Consider the following 16,397-nt stretch of genomic DNA (forward strand, 5'->3'; position numbering starts at 1 on the left):
CTTTTGAGTCGGCTGCAACGCCGCCCCGTCGTGGGCGACAGCCTGTGAAATAAGAGTCATTTTCAACAAGGTAGGCGTTTGGCGGCGCGGAGTCAAAGCCCATGGCCGCCGCGTTGAGTCAGGATTGAGGATAGTGGATCAGATCGTGGATGCGCACCGTTTGTGAACCGGCGTTGCGGTAGGCGTGCGGCCGATCGGCCTGAAAGCGCATCGCCTCGCCGGCCGCCAGGCTGTGCCATTCGCCGTCTATCGCCAACTCCAACCGCCCGCTGATCACGATCACATGCTCTATCACCCCCGGCTCATGGGGCGACGATTCGCTGAGCGCGCCCGGCGCCAGATCGATGACGAACATATCGAAACCCAGCTGGCGATCGTAGGGAAACAGCGGCACTACGCGCATATCGGCGTTGTCCTGATCGTACACCGGCAGCTCGCCGTAACGGTGCAGCGTCGCCTGCTGCTGGGCGGGAGACGCCTCAAGAAAGGCGGAGAACGCCACGTTGAAACCGGTGGCGATCTTCCATAGCGTCGCTACCGTCGGGCTGGATTCGCCGCGTTCGATCTGCCCGAGCATCGCTTTGCTGACGCCGGTGTATTCCGCCGCCTGCGTCAGGCTCCAGCCGCGCTGCGCGCGCAACGTGCGAAGGGTGTGCGCCAAATGGCCGGCAAGTTCCTGCATCCTGTTCTCCTCTGCGTATCGCGCCCGATTATACCCGCTTGTGCGCTATAGCGCACGGTGCTATGCTGATTTCTTACCGTGCGCTATAACGCACAATCACCGATTGGAGCCACTCATGCGCCCAGCCCTCTCCCTGCGCCATCTGACCCTGCCTGCCGTAATGGCCGGCTTCGTCGCCGTTCTGGTCGGTTACACCAGCTCTGCCGCGATTATTTTCCAGGCCGCCGCCGCCGCGGGCGCGACACCGGCGCAGATCGGCGGTTGGCTGAGCGTGCTGGGGATCGCGATGGGCGTCACTTCGCTGGGGCTCTCGCTTTACTACCGCACCCCGATCCTCACCGCCTGGTCGACGCCCGGCGCGGCGCTGCTGGTCACCAGCCTGCCCGGCACGCCGATCAACGACGCGATCGGCGTGTTTATCTTTGCCTCGGGTCTGATCCTGCTGTGCGGCGTCACCGGACTGTTCGCTCGCCTGATGGATTATATTCCGCAGGCGATTTCTGCCGCGATGTTGGCGGGGATCCTGCTGCGTTTCGGGCTGGACGCCTTCGCTTCGCTGCAGCTCAATTTCCTTCTCAGCGCCGGTATGGGGCTGGCCTATCTGCTCAGCCGCCGTTATCTGCCGCGCTACGCCATCGTGCTGACGCTGGCAGTCGGGCTGGCGATCGCCGCACTGCAGGGCAATATCCATCTGGCGCAGCAGGCGCCGGCGTTCGCCATGCCGGAATTTATCGCACCGCACTTCAGCTGGCCGACGCTGCTCGGCATCGGCGTGCCGTTCTTCGTGGTGACCATGGCTTCGCAGAACGCGCCCGGCATCGCTACGCTGCAGGCGGCGGGCTACCGTGTTCCCACCTCGCCGCTGATCGCCTGGACGGCGCTGACCGCGCTGCTGCTGGCGCCGTTCGGCGGCTTCTCGGTGTGCATCGCCGCCATTACCGCCGCCATCTGCATGGGGCCGGACGTACATCCCGATCCGCAGCGGCGTTACATGGGCGCGGTGACCGCCGGCGGCTTCTACCTGCTGGCGGGCCTGTTCGGCGGCGCCATCGGTCTGCTGTTCAGCGCGCTGCCGACCGCGCTGATCCACACCATCGCCGGGCTGGCGCTGCTCGGCACCATCGGCGGCAGCCTGCAGCGCGCGCTGCAGGATGAAAAACAGCGCGATGCGGCGCTGATCGCCTTTCTCATCACCGCCTCCGGCGTCACGCTGCTCGGCATCGGCTCCGCGTTCTGGGGCATTGTCGGCGGCGCCATCGCGCATCTGCTGCTATCGCTGCCGCGGCGAGGAACAGCAACATAAAATGCCAAACGCACGCGGTGCATTGACAAGCAGCGCGGCGGCACCTTCACTGGATGGGCACACTGCGATTTACGCACGAGGCCCACATGCAAGAAAAGGAACAATGGTCCCAGGTCGATCGCTATATCGCGGACAGCCTGGTAGAACAAGACGATGCCCTGTTGCAGGCGCTGGCGGCCAACGCCGCCGCCGGGCTGCCGGCCCATGACGTGGCGCCGAATCAGGGCAAGTTGCTGCAGCTGTTCGCCCGCATGATTAACGCCAAACGCATTTTGGAAATCGGTACGTTGGGCGGCTACAGCACCATCTGGCTGGCGCGCGCGCTGCCGGCGGATGGCACGTTGGTCACCCTGGAAGCGGATGAAAACCACGCCGCCATCGCCCGCCAGAATATCGCTCGCGCCGGGCTCGCCGGCCAGGTCGAACTGCGCGTCGGCCCCGCTCTCGCTCACCTGCCCGCGCTGCAAGCCTTGGCTCCCTTTGATCTGATCTTCATCGACGCCGACAAACCGAGCAATCCGGATTACCTGCGTTGGGCGCTTAAACTCGCGCGCCCGGGCACGGTGATTATCGGTGACAACGTGGTGCGCGATGGCACAGTCACCGACGCTGCCAGTACCGACGCCCGTGTACAAGGCGTACGCGAATTCTTCACGATGATGGCTGCGGAACCCCGCCTGAGCGCCACCGCATTGCAAACCGTGGGCAGCAAGGGCTGGGACGGATTCTCTCTGGCTATCGTCAACTTTTAAGTGACAATGTCACCAAGGAAGCTTATGACTGAGAAAGCGGCGCTGTTGGCTCAGCGCCTGATACGCAATGTCGAACGGGTAGATAAGCAGCACGATCGGCGGCCGCCGCTGTATGACAGCGTCGGCGCGCGCCTCGGCACCGGCACCGCCGCCGACAAGCTGGGTGCCTCTTTCGATTGCGTGGCGCCGGGCATGCGTTCCTGCCCCTACCATTTTCACTACGCTCAGGAGGAAATGTTCATCATTCTGGAAGGCAGCGGTACGCTGCGGGTGGCCGGAGAAATGCTGCCGATCGTCAGCGGGGATGTCATCTTCATTCCGCCCGGCCCGGAATACCCGCACCAGATCATCAACACCTCCGATGCGCCGCTGAAGTACCTGTCCGTCAGCACGCGCGAGCAGCCGGAGCTGGTGATGTACCCGGACTCCGGCAAATACCAGGCGATGGCGCGCGGCAATGATGGCGAGCAGGTACGCTACCTGCAACGCCCTTCAACCTCGCTCGATTACTGGCAGGATGAACCCTGAATCGCCGTCCGGCAGCGGGAGATCCAATGCGCGCGCCGCCAGCTCGGCCACGCGGAAGTCGATATCCGCCGCCTGGCCGTCTTCCATAAACCAGGCGGCGGACAGCCCCGACCAGGCCAGGACCCATTGCAGCAAGCGCCGGCGCTCCAGCCCGGCCAGGCGGCACACCTGTTCCACGCGCCGCTGGAAAATGGCCGGATCGGTCGCGATGCCGTAGTTGGGATTACAGAAGATATTGGCGTAATCGAAGCCCCGTTCGCCGAACAAGCGCTTGGGATCGATCGCCAGCCAGCCGCGTTCGCCGAAGTCCAGCACGTTGTCATGGTGGATATCGCCGTGCAGCACGCTTTCTTCTCGCGGGCTGCTCAGCAGCTCCGCCGCCGCCGTGGCGCTGAGGCGCAGCATGCCGCCGTGCGCCTGCGCCGCCGGCCACAGCGAGCTGAACCACTCCTGCAGCGGGATCAGCTCGGGCAACGGCGCGGCACGCGGCGCATGCAGGGCGGCGATCGCCCGACACAGGATCCGCGTGGCCTGCTCATCGTCGCCGTCGCGCACCAACTGTGCCAACGAACCTTCGCCCTGCGCGCGCTCCAGCAGAATGCCGTCGTCATGCCATGCCAGCACCTGCGCGGCACCTTCCCCGCGCCACCAGCACATCAGTTGACCGCCGAAGCGCTCTTCCTGCTCGCGGGCGATCTTCAGCATGGCCGCCTCGCCGCGGTAACGCACCGGCATCAGCAAGCTGCTGTGGGTTTCGAAGGCTTTGCCGTCCTGCTCCAGTTGCCAGCGTTGCAGGTAGGGAGTAAAAAGCGGGTTCATCGTCTCATGCGTCCTTGTGGCCGAGCTGCGCCGCACTGTCACATTCAGGTGAGAGACGACGTATAAAATAAAGAGAGATGATACTCTCAAATATCATCGGTGCGCGGCGTCTGACCGCCGTTTCATCAGTATCCTAACCAAGTTTGTCGATTTTATTAACCGGTCTTGCGCGGGGTTCGACCATGACATCATTAAAACGCATTAATTATCCGCAATTGCCTACGCCGGGTGGCCCTTACGTGCACGCCGTGCGTCACGGCGATCGCCTGTACGTGTCGGGCTTGACCGCCTTCGCCACCGACGCTCAGGGGTTGAGCGCGTCAGAGCAAACGCAGGAAATCCTCGAACAGCTGGCGACCATCGCCGCCAGCGAAGGCGTGAATCTCAAGGCATTGATTAAAATCAGCGTGTTCCTGACCGACATCGCCGATCTGGCGGGCGTGCGCCCGGTGCTGTTTGACTACTTCGACGGCGCGCTGCCGGCCTGCTCATTGATGGCGGTCAGCGCGTTGTTCTCACCTGCGGTGTGCGTGGAGATAGAGGCGGTGATGGCGTTGCAATAGCGCAGCGTTAGAGCGCGCCTTCGTCCGGTACGCAGGGGCCGATTTTGAACCAGGCTTTGGCGATCCGCCCCTGCTCCACTTCGTAAATGGCGATAACATCCATTTTGCCGCGCCCCTGCGGGAAGTTGCGCGTCACCACTTCCTGATCGACCACCATATTCCCCACCGCCATGCGTTTTATCCGTTCACCATACAGGCTCGGCTCGCGAAAACGCGCCAGGTGCCGTTCGCGGATCGCCGCCTTGCCGCTGGCCAACAGCGTGTCGGGGTGCTCGTAATACTGCGCATCGTCCGCCCAGCAGGCCATAAAGGCCTCGATGTCACGGGCGTTATAAGCGTCGAGCTGGCGTTGAACCACATCCTGCGGGCGTACCGTTTTATCGTTCATCACATCCTCCTGCCGAAGTTAACCGCCGCATGCGTCGAACCCCTCACCATAACCGCTCAATGCGGCAGCTTGATGACACGCGGCAATTGAATAAAAACACAGAAATAGCGAATAAATAACCTATCATGCCCAATGGACAATTCAAGCGTCTGCGCAGAAATTTTCAGCATCGCGCCAGGAGCGATGAAAACCGCAGGACGGCACGCGTTAATCTTTGCGGCGGCCGGGAGGATTCTGCTAATTTAGCGTGAACAGCCAGATGATAACGAAACGCTATGCAGCAAAAACCGGTGTTGGACGAAGCCAGACAGTTAAAGCGACTCAACGCCGCCACGCGGCGCCAATCCCATATGTATAAATGGATCGCCCTGGTAGCGGCGCTGGATGCGTTGTTGGTGTTTTGGTATGACCGGGATATGCGCAACGTCACCTTCTCGGGAGCGGTCGCGCTGGTGTGCGGTTATCTGTGGATCCGCGATCGCAACAAGGCTCGCGGCTACCGGCGCGAGTTCGATCGCAAATTCGGCAAGCGCAGCGGCGATTAAGGCTGCATCGCTTCCAGCACCTTAGCACTGTCGACGATCTGCACGAACTTCACGATTTTACCGGCGCGCACCGTATAAATATGCGCGAAAGAGGCGCTGAAGGATTTGCCGGTGGACCGGTAGGTGCCGTGGTAAAAACCCTGAGCGATCACATTGTCGCCGGCGTCGTAAAAATGATCGACGTCGGCGCGGTAACCTTGCCATTCGCTGCCTAAACGCTGATGCACGTTCTTGATGATGTTCTCCGGACCGATGTAGGTGCCGGCGTAAGGGAAACCGGCGGCTTCGGTCCACTCGGCATCGGGGGCCAGCGCCGCCAGCAGATTACGGCCGTTTTCTTCGGAGCTGCCTTCATAGGTCGCGCGCACTATTTCAAGAGGGGTTGGCATGTCTCTTCTCCCATGGCTGATGAGGATATTCCGGCCATCTCCGCGGACACAGGCTCTCACCAAGCGGAGACGGCGGAACGTGGCTATTTTAGGTTGCTTGTTTCGCTGCAAAAACCGCAGTTATGACAATAGTCAGTTGCACTTTAGTAAACAATAGCCGCTTCGCCGTCATTTTCCCGGCATCCGACGCGGCTATGCTGATTGACCGATTTCCCCCAACAGGAGCTGAACGTGTCTTTACCCTCGCTGACGCAAGAGCTGTTACAACCGTTTTCCCCCTATCAGTCGTTGGCGCAAGCGCTGCTGCCGCTCACCCTCGAGTCTGACGACGGCTCGCACGATGTGGCGCACCTGCACCGAGTCTGGAAGAACTGCCGCCGGATCAGCAAGCTGGAAGGCGGCGATCGGCGCATTCTCTGTGCGGCGGTGCTGCTGCATGACGCGGTGGCGGTGGAAAAGAATTCGCCGCAGCGCCATCTGGCCTCGCTCATGGCGGCGCAGCAGGCCACGCTGACGCTGGCCCGGCTGGAATGGGCGCCGGCGGACATCGCGGCGGTGGCGCACGCCATCGAAGCGCACAGTTTTTCCGCCGGCATCCCCCCGCAAACGCTGGAGGCCAAGATCCTGCAGGACGCCGATCGCCTCGACGCCATAGGTCTTATCGGCGTGGCGCGCTGCTTCTATATCGGCGGCCGCATGCGCAGCGCGCTGTATGACGCCGCCGATCCGCAGGCCGAACATCGTCAATACGACGACAAGCGTTTCTGCCTCGACCACTTCGAAACCAAGCTGTTCAAGCTGCAAGACGGCTTCCAGACCGCCGCCGGGCGGCACATGGCCGAACAGCGCACCCAACGCATGCGGCGCTTTGTCGACGAGCTGTTGGAAGAGGTATAGCGCGACGATTTCGTTATGCCCATAACATTTTCGGTCATATAACGCCGCTAAACTGTAAGTCAACTTCACCGAACGGGCGGCACAGATGAAAAAGTTGACGTTGAAAGAGATGACGGAAAGCGAACAGCGGGAAGTGAAAACCGAATTGGACAAGGCACGCAAGAGCCACGGGCGGCCACTGACCAACGCCGAACAGCACAAGGTCAAGGATGAAGCGGTGGCGCGCATCATGGCCGCCAGAGCGAAACTCGCCAAGGCGGAGCGTGCGGAACGCAAGGCCAATCGCTACCGGCCGAGTGGCGATACCTTCAGCTGGTCCGCCACCATCGGTTCCCGCCCACCGCGCTGAGCCAGCCCAACAATCCCCGCCGCCGCGGGGATTGTGGTTTATTAGCCAAACTCATCCCCGCTGCCGAATCATGAATAACAATGTTATCAATCTGTTGTAAATTGACAGCCTGATGAAGAATATTCATTATCACCCCACTTCCCCTTTTCGCGAGACTGCCATGGCCTATCCACGCAACGTTGACATTCCGATGACGCCTGCGTTGCCTGTTGGCGGTTTGGCAGCGGTTAAATCGAAGAAACAGACGCTCATTTGACCGGGGCGAGCTGTCCCGTCAGATGAGCTGACTGGATGGCACGCAACGCCCCGCCTTCAATTTTCTCATCTGGCTTCTCTGTCGGTCACACAGAAGGAATATTTTATGGCCTCATTTTCGGGTATTTGGGTGGCGATGGTTACCCCTTTCAATCACGATGCCGTCGATCTGCCAGCGGTGAAACGCCTGGCGCGGTACCTGCTCGACGCCGGCGTCTCAGGCCTGGTGGTCTGCGGCTCCACCGGTGAAGCCGCCGCACTGAGCAAAGAAGAACAGCTGGCGGTGCTCGACGCGGTGCTGGAAGTGGCGCCCGCCCATCAGGTGGTGATGGGACTGTCCGGCAATAACATGGCCGCCACGCTGCAGATGCAGCAGGCCATTCAGCTGCGCGACATCGCCGGCGTGCTGATCCCGGCACCTTACTACATCCGCCCTTCGCAATGCGGTCTGATCGACTATTTTACCCAGCTGGCCGACGCCTCAACCGTGCCGGTGATCCTGTACAACATTCCGCAGCGCACCGGCATCGCCATGGAGCTGGCCACATTGCGCCGGCTCGCGCGCCATCCGCGCATCACCGCCATCAAGGACTGCGGCGGCAACCCTGACGCCACCATGGCGCTGATCGCCGACGGCGAGATCGATGTGATGACCGGGGAAGACAATCTGATCCTCACCACGCTGTGCCTCGGCGGCACCGGCGCCATCTCCGCCGCCGCCCATGTGCACCCGGAACGTTTCGTCCAGTTGACGCAGCAGGTCGCCGCCGGCGATCTGGCCGCGGCGCGCAGCAACTTCTATGAGCTGCTGCCGATGATCCACCAGATGTTCAGCTTCCCGAATCCGGCGCCGGTCAAGACGGTGCTGGCCCAACAAGGGCTGATCGTCAACGAACTGCGCTCGCCGATGCAGGTGGCGCCGCAGGCGCTGCAACAGCAGATCGCCGCGACGCTGGCGCAGCTGCAGCCCGTCGAGGCGATCGTCGGTTAAATTTGTTAGCTAAGCCGCTGTAATTTTGGCGCTATGGGACTACGATGAGAGGTTAAGCATGCCCGTCATTCGTCATCAACAAGGAGCTTCCGATGAAACTGTTCTATAAAGCCGGCGCCTGTTCGCTGTCCCCGCATATCGTGCTGCGTGAGGCAGGGCTGGATTTTACGGCGGAGAAGGTCGACCTGGCGCACAAGAAAACCGAGAGCGGCGCCGATTACCTCGCCATCAACCCCAAGGGACAGGTACCGGCGCTGCTGCTGGATGACGGCAGCCTGCTGACCGAAGGCGTAGCGATCGTGCAATACCTGGCGGACCGCGTGCCGGATCGCAACCTTATTCCGGCGGCAGGCACCCTGTCGCGCTACCACGCGATCGAATGGCTGAACTACATCGCCACCGAGCTGCACAAAGGGTTCAGCCCGCTGTTCAACCCGAAAACGCCCGAGGAATACAAAGCCATCGCGCGCGCCAAGCTGGAGCAGCAGTTCAGCTATCTGGATTCGGTGCTGGCGAAGCAGCACTTCCTGTTGGGAAGCCGTTTCAGCGTGGCCGACGCTTACTTGTTCACCGTGTTGCGCTGGGCATTCGCCCTGCAGTTCGATGTGCGCAAGCACGCCCATCTGGCGGCCTGGTTCGATCGCGTCGCCGCGCGCCCGGCAGTGGATGCGGCGCTGAACGCCGAAGGTTTGAAGTAAAGGTTCGGCCCCGGCGGCGATCGCCGGGGCCCGTTTCACTTACAGTTTTACCGCTTTGAACTCGCTGCGCGGCTGCACGATCCGATCCTGCGCCGCCACCACCTGCAGTTCGTACTCGCCCATCTCCTGGGTGGTCAGCATCACCTCATACACCGCGGCGGTCACGTGCTCCAGCGCTTTATCCAGCGCCTCGCCCTTCAGCAGATCCACCAGCAGCAGACCGCTGGTCAAATCGCCGACGCCGACCGGCTGACGCGCCCCGAAGTCCACCAGCGGCCGGCTGATGTGCCAGGCCTCGTCCGCCGTCACCAGCAGCATTTCGAAGCAGTCGGCGTGATAGCCGGCGCGGGCCAGGTGCTTGACCAGCACCAGCCTCGGCCCTTTGGCGATCAGCGCGCGGGCGGCCTGCACCGCGTCGTCCACATTGGCGACGGCCATCTGACTGAGCATCTCCAGTTCCAGCAGGTTCGGCGCCATCATGTCGCTGCACGGCAGCGCTTGGCGGCAGTGAAACTCGGCCACGCCCGGCGCCACGATGCAGCCCTTTTCCGGATGCCCCATCACCGGATCGCAAAAATACCAGGCGTTCGGGTTCGCCTGCTTAACCTGACGCACGATCTCCAGAATATGGTCGCCCTGCTCCGGCGAACCGATATAGCCGCTCAACACCGCATCACAGCGCTTCAACTGATCGATATTGGCGATGCCCTGCGCGATCTCGGTCAGGTGGCTGGCCGGCATGACGCAGCCGGTCCACTGACCGTATTGCGTATGGTTGGAGAACTGCACCGTGTTCAGCGGCCAGACGTTGACGCCCATGCGACGCATTGGAAACTCCGCCGCACTGTTGCCGGCGTGACCAAACACCACGTGCGACTGGATAGAAAGAATGTTTTTCATCGACAGAACTCGTTCGGGATACGGCAGCCGGGCGGCTGCCCAAAAATAAAGGGGCCGCCAGGGCCCCTTACCGTCATGATTCGCTTACTGCCAATCCACCAGGCAGTAGTGTTTTTTGCCGCGGCGCAGCAGCGTGTAGCGGCCGAACAGACGGTCCGCGTCGCTGAAGCGGTATTCGGCATCGGATTGTTTCTCGCCGTTGATGGTCACCGCATTGGAGCCGATCATGGTGCGCGCCTGGCCACGTGACGGTACCAGCTCGGCATTCACCAGCGCCTGCTGCAGATCGGCGTCGCTATCCAGTTTGATGGTTGGCATGCCGTCCTGCGCCAACTGGGCGAAGTCCGCTTCGGTCATGTCATGCAACGCGCCGGAGAACAGGCTCTGGGTGATGCGCTTGGCGGCCGCCAAACCTTCCGCACCGTGCACCATGCCGGTCACTTCTTCCGCCAGCACGTACTGGGCGCGCGGCGCCTTGCCGCTGTTCTTGTCTTCTTCTTCCAGCGCGTTGATGTCTTCCAGGCTCATGAAGGTGAAGAACTTCAGGAAACGGTAGACGTCGGCGTCGGCGGTGTTGATCCAGAACTGGTAGAACTTGTACGGGCTGGTTTTTTCCGGTGCCAGCCAGACCGCGCCGCCTTCGGTTTTACCGAACTTGGTGCCGTCCGCTTTGGTGATCAACGGCACGGTCAGGCCGAACACCTGTTTCTGGTGCTGACGACGCGTCAGATCGATACCCGAGGTGATGTTGCCCCACTGGTCGGAACCGCCGATCTGCAGCTCCACCTGGTGGCGGTTATACAGCTCGGAGAAATCGAAGCCCTGCAGCAGGTTGTAGGAGAACTCGGTGAAGGAGATGCCGGAGTCGTCGCGATTCAGGCGCTGCTTGACCGCTTCCTTGTTGATCATCTGGTTGACGGAGAAGTGCTTGCCGATGTCGCGCAGGAAGGTCAGCACGTTCATGCCGCCGAACCAGTCGTAGTTGTTGGCGGCGATAGCGCTGTTGCTGCCGCAGTCGAAATCGAGGAACGGGGAAACCTGCTTGCGGATCTTCTCGACCCACTCGTTCACCGTATCGGTGGTGTTCAGCTTGCGCTCCGCCGCTTTGAAGCTCGGATCGCCGATGAGGCCAGTGGCGCCGCCCACCAAGGCTACCGGCTTGTGGCCGGCCAGCTGGAAGCGCTTCAGGCACAACAGAGGAACCAGATGGCCCAAATGCAAGCTGTCAGCGGTCGGATCGAAACCGCAATACAGTGCAATTGGCCCTTGCGCCAGTCGCTCCGCTAACGCTTCCTCATCCGTAACCTGGGCAACGAGGCCCCGCTCTTGCAGTTGTTTAATCAAGTTGCTGCTTGCCATCAATGACTCCATGTATAAACGAATGCACCTTTGCCGGTACACGGCCTTTCGCCCAGTGGCGAAATAAAAATTCAGGGTAGCGCATAGAATAAAGCGCCGGCGGCGTCAGCACCAGCGCTTAGAGGGGATTTTCCGTCTTCAGGGTGCCAGTCGGTCAATTTTCCAGTCATTCCCGTCCCGCTGATACAGGAAACGGTCATGCAGGCGATGGGCGCCGCCCTGCCAGAACTCGACGGAGTCGAATTTCACGCGGAATCCGCCCCAGAAACTCGGCAGCGGCACCTCGCCCTGCTGGAACTTCTGCTTCAGCTCGAGGAATTTGCTTTCCAGCACGCCGCGCGCGGAAATGCGCGACGACTGCTGCGAAACCCAGGCGCCGATCTGGCTGTCTTTCGGCCGGCTGTTGAAATACTTCAGCACTTCGAAAGTCGACAGGCGCTCCACCTGGCCGAGGAAAATCACCTGGCGATCGAGCATGTGCCAGGGGAACAGCAGGCTGATATGCGGGTTGTGCGCCAGCTGCTGCGCCTTGCGACTGCCGAGATTGGTGTAGAACACCAGCCCCTGCTCATCGAAGTGCTTCAGCAGCACGATGCGTTGATAAGGCTGGCCGTGCTCGTCGACGGTCGCGACGCACATGGCGGTGGGATCGGCCAGGCGCGCGTCGCAGGCCTGTTTCAACCAACGCTCGAACAGCTCGAGCGGGCTGGCGGTCAGATCGTTGCGGCGCAGGCCGCCTCGGGTGTATTCACGGCGCAGGTCCGCAACATCAAACTCATTCTTTTCAATCATCTGGGTTATCGACCAACTGAAAAAATCCGTCGTTACATTCTGCGCCTGCGGCGTCAGGAACTCAATCGCTCCGACGCCGCCACCGGCCTTTAGTCCGTCAGCACGCAGTCGCTCATCACAACTTTGCCGTTGCGTTCAAGATAGGCGTTGCGGTCTTTCGACCAAAACGTGTATTTACCATCGCTGTATTTGGCGCCAGTCAACGCCAGCACCTGCTTGAGATGCAGCTGTTCGCCATCCATCAGCAGGCTGACTTCGCTCGCCTTGCCGTCCAGCGCCACCGTCAGCGGCGTGGTGCCGCACTGATAGTGCATCGTCTGGCTGCTCTGCGGCAGGATGTAGCTGCAGCCGGACAGCGCCAACGCGCCGGCGACGAAAATGACTTTTTTCATGCTGTTGCTCCTTAGAAAAATCCTTCACAGGCTATCCTAACAGAGCTAACGGCACCCTAATGGCAAAACCGGATAAATCCCACCCAGCACCGTTTCACGGCTGGCGCCGGTCACCGACGGCAGGTTGCCGGCCTGGCCGGACAGCGTGCGAAACGCCAGCCAGGCGAAGGCCAGCGCCTCCATGTCGTCGCCGCTGACCCCGCAGTCGTCGGTCAACCCGACTTCCGTCCCCGGCAGCAACGCCGACAGACGCGCCATCAGCAGCGTGTTGCGCGCCCCGCCGCCGCACACCAGCAGCCTTTCACACCCGCCGGCCAGCTGCACCTGCTCGCTGATGCTGACCGCGGTCAACTCCGTGAGCGTGGCCTGCACGTCGACCGGCGCAATCGCCGGCAATCCGGCCAGTTGGCGCTCCAGCCAGGCGATATTGAAATACTCGCGCCCGGTGCTTTTCGGTGCCGGCAGCGCGAAGTAAGGATCCGCCAGCATCTGCTGCAGCAGCGGCAAGCAGACTCGCCCCTGCATAGCCCAGCCGCCGTCCTGATCGTAAGGCTGCGCGCGGTGGCGCCACACCCAGGCATCCATCAGCATGTTGCCCGGCCCGGTGTCGAAACCGCGCACCGGCGTACCGGGCAGCAGCAAAGACAGGTTGGCGATGCCGCCAACGTTCAGCACCATGCGCCGTTCGAGCGGATGCCCCAGCAGCGCCTGATGAAACGCCGGCACCAGCGGCGCGCCCTGCCCGCCGTAGGCCATATCGCGCCGGCGGAAATCGCCGACGGTGGTGATATCGGTCAACGCCGCGATGCGGTTGTTGTCGCCGAGCTGCATTGAGAAACGCGCGTCGCCCTCCGGTTCGTGCCACACCGTCTGGCCGTGACAACCGATGGCGGTGATCTGCTCCGCGTCGATGCCGGTTTGCTTCAGCAGGCCGAGCACCGCTTCGCCGAACAGCGTGCCCAACTGAGCGTCCAACCGGCCGACGGCGGCCAGGGTGGTCTGCTGCCCCTGGCACATGCCAAGAATCTCTTTTTTCAGCGCGATCGGCATCGGATGGCTATAGCTGGCCTGCTGCGCCACCATGCGATCGTCGATCGCGGCCAATACCACATCGATCCCGTCCAGACTGGTGCCGGACATGACGCCTATATAGCGGCCTGACTTCATAGCAACATCCTCTAACCTGCGCGGTAAGCAAATTTCATCCTGACAAATAAACCAGAATTGACGAATTAACGCCATGAATTATGATGCTTTTTTTTGCGGGGCGTGAGCCAGATGCGCCGCTGTGGCACACTTTATGTGTTAAACCGTGCCTTAACCGGCAACGGAATGTCGCCGAGGCTGTCATAAAGGTAAACCGCGGTTTATTATTGGTTGAACAGAGGAAAGTTAAGCTGCGTGCAGCGATGAAGCATGGTGATATGCCAACTTTCCGCCATACTTTGTCTATCATTTTCACTGAATCTTGCCTGGAGAGCATTGCCAGGTTATGGACTACTACCATCAGGAGTTTTATATGATCAAGCGTCTTCTCGTCGTTGCCGTCGCCGCCGTTACGCTGGCTGGGTGCGCCAATGAATCCATGTCCGGCGATGTCTACTCGTCCTCGCAGGCCAAACAGGTGCAAAACGTCACCTACGGGACGCTGGTTTCCGTGCGTCCGGTGAAAATTCAGGGCGGCGAAGGCTCCAACGCCTTGGGGATGATCGGCGGCGCGGTGATTGGCGGCCTGTTGGGTAACACCGTTGGCGGCGGCACCGGCCGTACGCTGGCTACCGCGGCGGGCGCTATCGCCGGCGGCGCGGCAGGCAACAGCATCGGTGAAGTGGCCGGCCGTACCTCAGGCTACGAGCTGGAAATCAAAACCGACCAGAAAGAGAACATCGTGGTGGTACAAAAAGCGGGCGACACCAAGTTCAGCCCGGGCCAGCGCGTACGCATGGCGCGCATGGGCGACACCATCACCGTCTCTCCGCTGTAAGTCAGCAGGCGACACACGGCAAACCGGAGGCAATCGCCTCCGGTTTTATTTCTGATGCTGTGAAACTGTAATCGTAGAAAAAATAAGAATATTATTATTTGCTTTGCAGTTCGGTGATATTTTGTTCTAACTTGCCAATCAGCCCAACCAACAGATGCACTTCGTCGGCGGTAATGCCGCTTAAAATCTCACTGCGCGTAGACGTGATCACGCTGTCCACTTCCCTGATGATCGGATCGGCCGCTTCGGTCAGCTTGATGCGCTTCGCACGGCGATCGTTGGCACAGGTGTGGCGCGTAATCAGCCCCTTCTCCTCCAATTGGTCCAGCGTACGAACCAGTGACGGTTGCTCGATACCGATCGCCTTCGCCAGCTGAATCTGCGACTGCTCCGGCGGCAAACGATTGATATTGTGCAAAGTGACCCAGTGTGTTTGGGTCAGCTCCAACGGCTTGAGCCGATGATCGATGAGCGCGCGCCAAACACGAACCAATCGTGCTAAATCTGAACCTAATGTTGACTCCACTTCCCCCTCCTTATAATTAGCATGCTAACATTACCTCCCAGAGTTTAGACTATTTTGGGTAACTCACATTAAAAACACAAATGTATATAATGTATATTGTGGAAATAGCCACTGTTTTTAGCCGCTATTGTTTAATCGTTATGCAAATATTCAACATATTCACCCTTAGGGATTGTTAATGTGAATACATCATGGTTACACGCCTCTTCCCCCTTGCCCGATTTGGTGCTGGGGGCATCGCTTTATTTTCCGCCTATATTTAAAGCTTTTTTGCTAGGGCTGGTCTTATGGCTGCTGATTCATCAGCTGCTGCGAGACTGGATGTATTCCGGCGAAATCTGGCATCCCATGTTGATGGATCTGTCCATTTTCGTTCTTACCGTCAGCGGTTCCTTATGGATTTTAGCGAGTTGGTAACCCATGCAGCATAAAACATTAAAATACTTTTCTACGGTGATCGTCTGCGCCATTGCCGTCTGTGCCGGTTGGTGGCTCTGGAATTATTATATGCAATCGCCATGGACCCGTGATGGAAAAGTGCGCGCCGAACTCGTCAATATCACCCCTGAAGTCTCTGGAAGATTAGAGAAAATAAGCGCGAATGACAATCAGTTCGTACCTGCGGGAAGTCTGATTTTTACCCTCGACCCGGTGCCCTACCAGATCGCGCTGGACAATGCCGAGGCCGCTGTGGCAAAAGCGCAATCCGATCTGGCCAAGGCGGACCACGAGGCCGCCCGCCGCCGCGGTTTGCCGCGCAACGTTATTTCCGCTGAAGATTTGGACGAGTCCAATTTAGCCGCTCAGGCAATGAAGGCCGCCTATAAAGCCGCTCAGGCCAACCTGGAGCAGGCCAAATGGAATTTGAGCAAAACCAAAATTTACGCCCCGACGGACGGTTATATCACCAACCTGCAGGCGCGAGTCGGAAACTACGCCAACGCCGGCACGCCTTTGGTGGCGCTGGTGGATGTGCACTCGTTTTATGTACTCGGTTATTTCGAAGAAACCAAGCTGAAGCATATAAAAGAAGGCAATAAAGCGGACATCGTTTTATATAACGGCAACACGCCGCTGCAGGGGGAAGTAGAGAGCATCGGCCGCGCCATTTACGATCAGAGCGTTGACAGCAGCAACGATCTATTAATGGACGTTAAGCCTAATGTTCCCTGGGTACGTTTGGCCCAGCGCGTGCCGGTACGGATAAAATTGCTCAACGTGCCCGCCGATTTGACGCTGGTCGCCGGCACCACCTGCACCATTTCGATTCATCAGCGGAACTAAA

At 60.2% G+C, this 16,397-nt stretch carries 22 protein-coding genes; 12 read left to right on the forward strand and 10 right to left on the reverse strand.

All coding sequences use genetic code 11. From position 1 onward, the window contains the following. Nucleotides 1–118: 118 nt before the first annotated feature. Nucleotides 119–682: a helix-turn-helix domain-containing protein gene (locus AC6BYQ_RS19505; RefSeq protein ID WP_033640484.1), complete on the reverse strand. Its 564-nt coding sequence runs from the start codon at nt 680–682 to the stop codon at nt 119–121. A 115-nt stretch (nt 683–797) separates the two neighbouring features. Between AC6BYQ_RS19505 and AC6BYQ_RS19510 the strand changes: the two genes are divergently transcribed. From AC6BYQ_RS19510 to AC6BYQ_RS19520, 3 genes are read left to right on the forward strand one after another with little or no spacing between them, the layout of a single operon-like run. Beyond that, nucleotides 798–1,985 carry a benzoate/H(+) symporter BenE family transporter gene (locus AC6BYQ_RS19510; protein ID WP_498057391.1) on the forward strand — a complete coding sequence of 396 codons (1,188 nt, stop codon included), beginning with the start codon at nt 798–800 and terminating at the stop codon, nt 1,983–1,985. 53 nt (nt 1,986–2,038) lie between these two features. Beyond that, complete coding sequence (locus tag AC6BYQ_RS19515; protein ID WP_498057392.1) at nt 2,039–2,737, forward strand: O-methyltransferase; 699 nt, start codon at nt 2,039–2,041, stop codon at nt 2,735–2,737. 24 nt (nt 2,738–2,761) lie between these two features. Beyond that, nucleotides 2,762–3,265, forward strand: coding sequence for a cupin domain-containing protein (locus AC6BYQ_RS19520; RefSeq protein ID WP_063919376.1), 504 nt, complete (start codon nt 2,762–2,764; stop codon nt 3,263–3,265). Here the strand turns inward: AC6BYQ_RS19520 and AC6BYQ_RS19525 are convergent. After that, nucleotides 3,230–4,084: an aminoglycoside phosphotransferase family protein gene (locus AC6BYQ_RS19525; RefSeq protein WP_019455959.1), complete on the reverse strand. Its 855-nt coding sequence runs from the start codon at nt 4,082–4,084 to the stop codon at nt 3,230–3,232. The two genes, AC6BYQ_RS19520 and AC6BYQ_RS19525, sit on opposite strands and share 36 nt — an antisense overlap. A gap of 182 nt (nt 4,085–4,266) precedes the next feature. Here AC6BYQ_RS19525 and AC6BYQ_RS19530 point away from each other — a divergent pair, with 182 nt between their 5' ends. Further along, complete coding sequence (locus AC6BYQ_RS19530) at nt 4,267–4,647, forward strand: RidA family protein (protein WP_019455960.1); 381 nt, start codon at nt 4,267–4,269, stop codon at nt 4,645–4,647. Between the two features lie 7 nt (nt 4,648–4,654). Here AC6BYQ_RS19530 and AC6BYQ_RS19535 read toward each other — a convergent pair whose 3' ends face one another. After that, the gene (locus AC6BYQ_RS19535) at nt 4,655–5,035 is read right to left on the reverse strand and encodes a nuclear transport factor 2 family protein (RefSeq protein WP_019455961.1); all 381 of its coding nucleotides are present in this window, start codon (nt 5,033–5,035) and stop codon (nt 4,655–4,657) included. A 275-nt stretch (nt 5,036–5,310) separates the two neighbouring features. Between AC6BYQ_RS19535 and AC6BYQ_RS19540 the strand changes: the two genes are divergently transcribed. Beyond that, entirely contained in the window at nt 5,311–5,580 is a 270-nt protein-coding gene (locus AC6BYQ_RS19540) for a hypothetical protein (RefSeq protein WP_019455962.1), read from the forward strand. Here AC6BYQ_RS19540 and AC6BYQ_RS19545 read toward each other — a convergent pair. Then, a complete protein-coding gene (locus tag AC6BYQ_RS19545) occupies nt 5,577–5,969 on the reverse strand; it encodes a nuclear transport factor 2 family protein (protein WP_063919374.1) in 393 nt (130 codons plus the stop codon). The two genes, AC6BYQ_RS19540 and AC6BYQ_RS19545, sit on opposite strands and share 4 nt — an antisense overlap. A gap of 201 nt (nt 5,970–6,170) precedes the next feature. Here AC6BYQ_RS19545 and AC6BYQ_RS19550 point away from each other — a divergent pair, with 201 nt between their 5' ends. The 4 genes from AC6BYQ_RS19550 to gstA all read left to right on the forward strand — a co-directional run bounded on the left by AC6BYQ_RS19550 (nt 6,171) and on the right by gstA (nt 9,159). Further along, nucleotides 6,171–6,866: an HD domain-containing protein gene (locus tag AC6BYQ_RS19550; protein WP_498057393.1), complete on the forward strand. Its 696-nt coding sequence runs from the start codon at nt 6,171–6,173 to the stop codon at nt 6,864–6,866. Between the two features lie 85 nt (nt 6,867–6,951). Beyond that, nucleotides 6,952–7,215 carry a YjbD family protein gene (locus tag AC6BYQ_RS19555; protein WP_019455965.1) on the forward strand — a complete coding sequence of 88 codons (264 nt, stop codon included), beginning with the start codon at nt 6,952–6,954 and terminating at the stop codon, nt 7,213–7,215. 361 nt (nt 7,216–7,576) lie between these two features. Continuing rightward, the gene (dapA, locus tag AC6BYQ_RS19560) at nt 7,577–8,461 is read left to right on the forward strand and encodes a 4-hydroxy-tetrahydrodipicolinate synthase (protein WP_498057394.1); all 885 of its coding nucleotides are present in this window, start codon (nt 7,577–7,579) and stop codon (nt 8,459–8,461) included. 92 nt (nt 8,462–8,553) lie between these two features. Next, the gene (gene gstA / locus AC6BYQ_RS19565; RefSeq protein WP_498057395.1) at nt 8,554–9,159 is read left to right on the forward strand and encodes a glutathione transferase GstA; all 606 of its coding nucleotides are present in this window, start codon (nt 8,554–8,556) and stop codon (nt 9,157–9,159) included. Between the two features lie 39 nt (nt 9,160–9,198). On the opposite strand, the gene pdxY is transcribed toward gstA, so the two are convergent. The 5 genes from pdxY to anmK all read right to left on the reverse strand — a co-directional run bounded on the left by pdxY (nt 9,199) and on the right by anmK (nt 13,769). Continuing rightward, nucleotides 9,199–10,059 carry a pyridoxal kinase PdxY gene (pdxY, locus tag AC6BYQ_RS19570; RefSeq protein WP_435981217.1) on the reverse strand — a complete coding sequence of 287 codons (861 nt, stop codon included), beginning with the start codon at nt 10,057–10,059 and terminating at the stop codon, nt 9,199–9,201. A gap of 84 nt (nt 10,060–10,143) precedes the next feature. After that, nucleotides 10,144–11,418, reverse strand: a complete 1,275-nt coding sequence (gene tyrS, locus AC6BYQ_RS19575; RefSeq protein ID WP_154746138.1) for a tyrosine--tRNA ligase — start codon at nt 11,416–11,418, stop codon at nt 10,144–10,146. A gap of 138 nt (nt 11,419–11,556) precedes the next feature. Next, nucleotides 11,557–12,210 (reverse strand): pyridoxamine 5'-phosphate oxidase, encoded by a 654-nt coding sequence (pdxH, locus tag AC6BYQ_RS19580; protein WP_063919370.1) that lies wholly within the window; start codon nt 12,208–12,210, stop codon nt 11,557–11,559. A gap of 89 nt (nt 12,211–12,299) precedes the next feature. Continuing rightward, on the reverse strand, nt 12,300–12,602 hold the full coding sequence (locus AC6BYQ_RS19585; RefSeq protein WP_019455971.1) for an MliC family protein: 303 nt from the start codon (nt 12,600–12,602) through the stop codon (nt 12,300–12,302). 45 nt (nt 12,603–12,647) lie between these two features. Beyond that, the gene (gene anmK / locus AC6BYQ_RS19590) at nt 12,648–13,769 is read right to left on the reverse strand and encodes an anhydro-N-acetylmuramic acid kinase (protein ID WP_154746137.1); all 1,122 of its coding nucleotides are present in this window, start codon (nt 13,767–13,769) and stop codon (nt 12,648–12,650) included. 352 nt (nt 13,770–14,121) lie between these two features. Here anmK and AC6BYQ_RS19595 point away from each other — a divergent pair, with 352 nt between their 5' ends. Continuing rightward, complete coding sequence (locus AC6BYQ_RS19595) at nt 14,122–14,586, forward strand: outer membrane lipoprotein (protein ID WP_025159710.1); 465 nt, start codon at nt 14,122–14,124, stop codon at nt 14,584–14,586. Nucleotides 14,587–14,680: 94 nt separating this feature from the next. Here AC6BYQ_RS19595 and slyA read toward each other — a convergent pair whose 3' ends face one another. After that, a complete protein-coding gene (slyA, locus tag AC6BYQ_RS19600) occupies nt 14,681–15,112 on the reverse strand; it encodes a transcriptional regulator SlyA (RefSeq protein WP_025159709.1) in 432 nt (143 codons plus the stop codon). Nucleotides 15,113–15,292: 180 nt separating this feature from the next. On the opposite strand from slyA, the gene AC6BYQ_RS19605 reads away from it, so the two are divergent. Both AC6BYQ_RS19605 and AC6BYQ_RS19610 read left to right on the forward strand, forming a co-directional pair. Next, a complete protein-coding gene (locus AC6BYQ_RS19605) occupies nt 15,293–15,529 on the forward strand; it encodes a DUF1656 domain-containing protein (protein ID WP_025159708.1) in 237 nt (78 codons plus the stop codon). 3 nt (nt 15,530–15,532) lie between these two features. Beyond that, complete coding sequence (locus AC6BYQ_RS19610; protein WP_025159707.1) at nt 15,533–16,396, forward strand: efflux RND transporter periplasmic adaptor subunit; 864 nt, start codon at nt 15,533–15,535, stop codon at nt 16,394–16,396. Nucleotide 16,397 lies beyond the last annotated feature (1 nt).

This window comes from Serratia sp. LTN-2 (assembly GCF_059740205.1).